Here is a 1,866-nt window from a genome sequence, read left to right on the forward strand (position 1 = left end):
CGACGCTCTTCCGATCTAAAACTAATGGAGGTAGCAATGGATCGAATTGCAATTATTGGTGCTGGCCCAAGTGGCATGGCCCAATTAAGAGCGTTTCAGTCAGCAAAGGCCAAAGGTCTACAAGTTCCTGAAATTGTATGTTTCGAAAAACAAAATGATTGGGGCGGGCTATGGAACTATACTTGGCGCACTGGTATAGATGAACATGGGGAACCTGTCCACGGCAGTATGTACCGCTATTTATGGTCAAATGGCCCCAAAGAAGCGCTAGAATTTGCCGATTATACTTTTGATGAACATTTCAAAAAACCAATCGCTTCATATCCACCACGTGCAGTACTGTGGGATTACATCAAAGGCCGTGCAGAAAAAGCACAGGTCAAAGATTTAGTTCGTTTCAATAGTGCCGTTCAGCATATTGCCTATGATGAAACAACGCAAAAATTCACGGTAGATGTCGAAGATTATGCACAACAACAGCACTATTCAGAACAATTTGATTATGTTGTCGTTGCATCTGGACACTTCTCTACCCCACGTGTTCCTGTTTATGAAGGCTTTGATCAATTCCATGGTCGCATTTTGCACGCACACGACTTCCGTGATGCGCTGGAATTTAAAGGTAAGTCTGTGTTATTGGTTGGCAGCAGCTACTCTGCCGAAGACATTGGTTCACAATGTTATAAATACGGTGCTAAGCAAATTTACAGTTGCTATCGCAGTAAAGCCATGGGTTTTAAATGGCCTAAAAACTGGTCTGAAAAGCCACAATTACTGCGTGTAGATGAAAATACTGCTTATTTTGGTGATGGAACATCTGCCAAAATTGATGCCATTATTTTATGCACAGGCTATTTGCACCACTTCCCATTTATTGAAGATAACCTACGCCTCAGAACACATAACTGCCTTTATCCGCAGGGTTTATATCAGGGTGTGGTGTGGGAAAAGAATCCTCGCTTGTTCTACTTGGGCATGCAAGATCAATGGTACACCTTCAATATGTTCGATGCGCAAGCATGGTTTGTCCGTGATGTGATTTTGGGCAAAATTACTTTACCAAGCACGGCAGAAATGCAGAGCCATACGCAGACCTTACATGAAAAAGAGCAGCGCCTATTGAACGATGAACAATCTGCCCGCTTCCAAGGCGATTACATCAAACGCCTGATTGCGCAGACGGACTATCCATCATTCAATATTGATGCAGTGCATGATATTTTCATGCAATGGAAAAAGCATAAAAAAGAAAACATTATGGGCTTTAGAGATAAAGTCTATCGCTCAGTAATGACTGGAAAAATGGCTAAGCCACATCACACGCCATGGTTATATGCGCTAGATGATTCTTTAGAAAACTATTTGGAAGATGAAGCACAACGTGAAGCGATGTAAGGCTTAATCACAAAAAGCCACACAATACGCAGCAAAATAGCCAACAAGCCCCATAAGTTATGGTCATGGGGTTTGTTGTTTGGACTGCCACCACTCTCCGAGACAAATAAGGCCGTACAGCCTTTACGACGTAACAACCCTGATGAACATGAACCTGTTCCTTAAAATGTAGTCAAACATAGTCAAGGACTAATTCGCACTCTGTTAATGTCTTGTTGCCAAACGTGTAACTAGAGCCTGAGTCGGTCAGTTCCGACTTATAGCGATCAGTCCGTTCTTGCAATATACGCTTTACAGTTTTGTAAGGCGTATAACGACTTATCTCATTGTCGTTTAATCTTGCAAGCACGTTTCTCGCAGCATTCCAATCAGCTTGCACAACTTCCTCATTAAAACGATGAAAGCGATCTCCCTTGCGTGTGCCTATTAAAAGCCCACGTAAGAAAGAATCACTTTGCGAAGTGTATGCAG

Annotated in this window: 1 protein-coding gene and 1 pseudogene; one reads left to right on the plus strand and one right to left on the minus strand. The window is 42.5% G+C overall.

Annotated features, from left to right (window positions below):
• The first annotated feature begins 36 nt into the window (after window positions 1-36).
• Window positions 37-1,395, plus strand: coding sequence for an NAD(P)-binding domain-containing protein (locus tag FTV48_RS14665; protein WP_180000766.1), 1,359 nt, complete (start codon window positions 37-39; stop codon window positions 1,393-1,395).
• A gap of 172 nt (window positions 1,396-1,567) precedes the next feature.
• Here FTV48_RS14665 and FTV48_RS14870 read toward each other — a convergent pair.
• Window positions 1,568-1,866: pseudogene (locus FTV48_RS14870) on the minus strand (RNA-guided endonuclease TnpB family protein); the annotation flags it as partial.

Origin of the sequence: Acinetobacter sp. YH18001, from assembly GCF_013416975.1 — a bacterium.
Classification (GTDB): Bacteria; Pseudomonadota; Gammaproteobacteria; order Pseudomonadales; family Moraxellaceae; genus Acinetobacter; species Acinetobacter pseudolwoffii.

Coding starts and splice junctions, on each gene's coding strand:
- FTV48_RS14665 (WP_180000766.1), top strand. CDS start 37: ATGGATCGAATTGCAATTATTGGTGCTGGCCCAAGTGGCATGGCCCAA.